A 2698-nucleotide genomic window follows, 5' to 3' on the forward strand; every position below is an offset into this window, starting at 1 on the left:
TGCGCATGCTGGCGCCAGCCGCATCCCGATTCTCTTCTGTGGCCCTCTGCTTCACCGCCTCGGCGAAGCCCGCATTCCCGACCTCGGCGGCTGCCGCATCGGCGACCGCCCCATCGACTTTCATCTGGACGCCCTGAGGGCGTTCGGCGCAGTTGTCGACAAGACCTACGAGGGCATCTACATCACGGCGCCCAACGGGCTCAAGGGTGCCAACATCGAGCTGCCCTACCCGAGCGTCGGTGCGACCGAGCAGGTGCTGCTCACCGCAGTGCGCGCTGAGGGCACGACCGAGCTCAAGAACGCCGCGATCGAACCAGAGATCATGGATCTCATCGCCATTCTCCAGAAGATGGGCGCGATCATCTCGGTCGAGCCCAACCGCGTCATCCTCATCGAGGGTGTCGACCGGCTTGAGGGCTACCGCCACAGCGCACTCTTCGACCGCAACGAGGTGGCGAGCTGGGCCTCGGCCGCTCTTGTCACGCACGGTGACATCTTTGTCGAGGGTGCTCGGCAGTCAGAGATGATGACCTTCCTCAACGTCTTTCGCAAAGTCGGCGGGGCGTTCGACATTCACGACAATGGCATCCGCTTTTGGCACCCTGGTGGCGACCTTAAGCCCGTCACGATCGAGACGGATGTCCACCCCGGTTTCATGACCGACTGGCAGCAGCCGCTCATTGTGGCGCTGACACAGGCCCACGGTGTTTCGATCGTTCACGAGACCGTCTACGAGAACCGATTCGGCTTCACCGAGGCTCTCAACGAGATGGGCGCAAACATTGTTGTGCACGCAACCGGTCTGCCCAACCATCCGCGCCGCGTTGCCCGCCGCGATTTCGAGCAGGCTGCGACCATCACGGGCCCGACACCGCTGCACGGCGCCGCGCTGCACGTTCCCGACCTGCGTGGCGGCTTCAGCCACCTCATTGCGGCGCTGAGCGCCGAGGGCGAGTCGACGATCAGCAACATCGGCATCATTAGCCGGGGATACGAGCACATCATCGAGAAGCTAGCCGCCCTCGGTGCTGACTTCGTCTACGAAGGGTAATCCGCGGGTGGCCAAGGAATCACGCCCGAAGTCTGAGAAGACCCCGATCTTTCGTTTTCTTGCGTTCTTGATCCTGCCGATCATGACCGTGATCGCCCGATACCGCATTGTCGACGGCGACAAGCTGCCCAAGAGCGGTGCCTTCGTTCTCGCCCCGAACCACTTCAGCGAGATCGACCCCGTGGTTATCGGCGTCGTGATGTGGAAGCTGGGGCGCATGCCGCGGTTCTTGGCCAAAGCCTCGGTCTTCAAGATTCCCCTGGGGGGTCGGCTGTTGCGCGCTGCCGGGCAGATCCCTGTCGAGCGCACCACCAACGCCCGCGGTGCAGAGCCGCTCAAGGCAGCTGCTCGTGCCGCGGATGAGGGCCTTGCCGTTGTGGTCTATCCCGGGGGCTCGCTCACCCGAGACCCTGACCTGTGGCCGATGCGCGGCAAGACGGGTGCCGTGCGGATGGCGCTGGAGGCCGACATCCCGCTGATCCCAGCCGCTCACTGGGGCACCCAGCTGGTGATGCCCCGCTACGGGCGCAAGATCAGCATCTTTCCGCGCAAGACGATCACCGTCAAGATCGGTGACCCCGTGGATCTTTCCCGCTTTCGCGGTAAGCCGATAACCGCGTCGTTGCTCACCGAGGCGACCGATGTTCTCATGGCCGACATTTCTCAGCTACTAGCCGAGCTACGCGGCGAGCCAGCACCGGCGGAGCGCTGGGACCCAGCGAAGAACAACCAACAAGAGACGGGGCGCTTTTGACCAGCACGAGGCCAATTCGCCTTCCCGTTCCCGGGGCCACCCGCGTTGCAGTGCTCGGCGCTGGCAGCTGGGGCACCACGTTCGCCAAGATTTTGGCCGACGGAGGAGCGGATGTCGCACTCTGGGCGAGGCGTGCAGAGCTTGCGCGCGAGATCGCGGAGAGCAAGCGCAATAGCGATTACTTGCCCGGCATTAACCTGCCCCGCACCCTGTGGGCGAGTCACATTGTCGAAGAGGTGCTCGACGGCGCCGAGTACGTCTTTCTCTCGGTGCCGAGCCAGAGCCTCCGCGGAAACCTGCGGGACTTCGGGTCGATCATGCCGCGCCAGGCCACGATCGTGAGCCTCATGAAGGGCGTCGAGAAGGGCACCCGCTCCCGCATGAGCGAGGTCATTCTCGAAGAGCTGGGGGTCTCTCCCGATCGCATCGCCGTGGCATCCGGCCCTAACCTCGCTCTCGAGATCGCCCGCGAGCAACCCACCGCCGCGGTTGTCGCGTCGTCGAGCCTCGACACGGCCACCCGGGTCGCCATGCTCGTCTCGAACCCCTATTTCAGGGCATTCGTGAACACCGACGTCATCGGCACCGAGTTCGGCGGAGTGCTCAAGAACCTCATCGCCGTGGCGATCGGCATCGTCGACGGCGTCGGCTATGGAGAGAACACCAAAGCGGCCATCATCACCCGCGGGCTCGTGGAGATGACCGATTTCTCGGTCGCCTACGGAGCCAAACCCGAGACGCTTTCCGGCCTGGCAGGGCTCGGCGACCTCATCGCCACCTGCGAATCATCGCTCTCCCGCAACAACACGGCGGGCAGGCTTCTGGGCCAGGGATACAGCTTTTCGGATGTGATCAAGCAGATGAACCAGACGGCGGAGGGTCTCTCCTCGGTC

3 protein-coding genes are annotated in these 2698 nt (G+C 64.1%); all 3 read left to right on the forward strand.

Translation table 11 applies throughout. The annotated features are described in order from the left end of the window. On the forward strand, positions 1–1051 hold a 1051-nt coding region (locus tag AC062T_RS09895; protein WP_476029595.1), incomplete at its 5' end, for a UDP-N-acetylglucosamine 1-carboxyvinyltransferase. Between the two features lie 7 nt (positions 1052–1058). Further along, entirely contained in the window at positions 1059–1805 is a 747-nt protein-coding gene (locus AC062T_RS09900; protein ID WP_476029597.1) for a lysophospholipid acyltransferase family protein, read from the forward strand. Next, a partial coding sequence (locus tag AC062T_RS09905; protein WP_476029599.1) for an NAD(P)H-dependent glycerol-3-phosphate dehydrogenase occupies positions 1802–2698 on the forward strand: 897 nt, incomplete at its 3' end. The genes AC062T_RS09900 and AC062T_RS09905, both read left to right, overlap by 4 nt.

This window comes from Homoserinimonas sp., assembly GCF_056262345.1.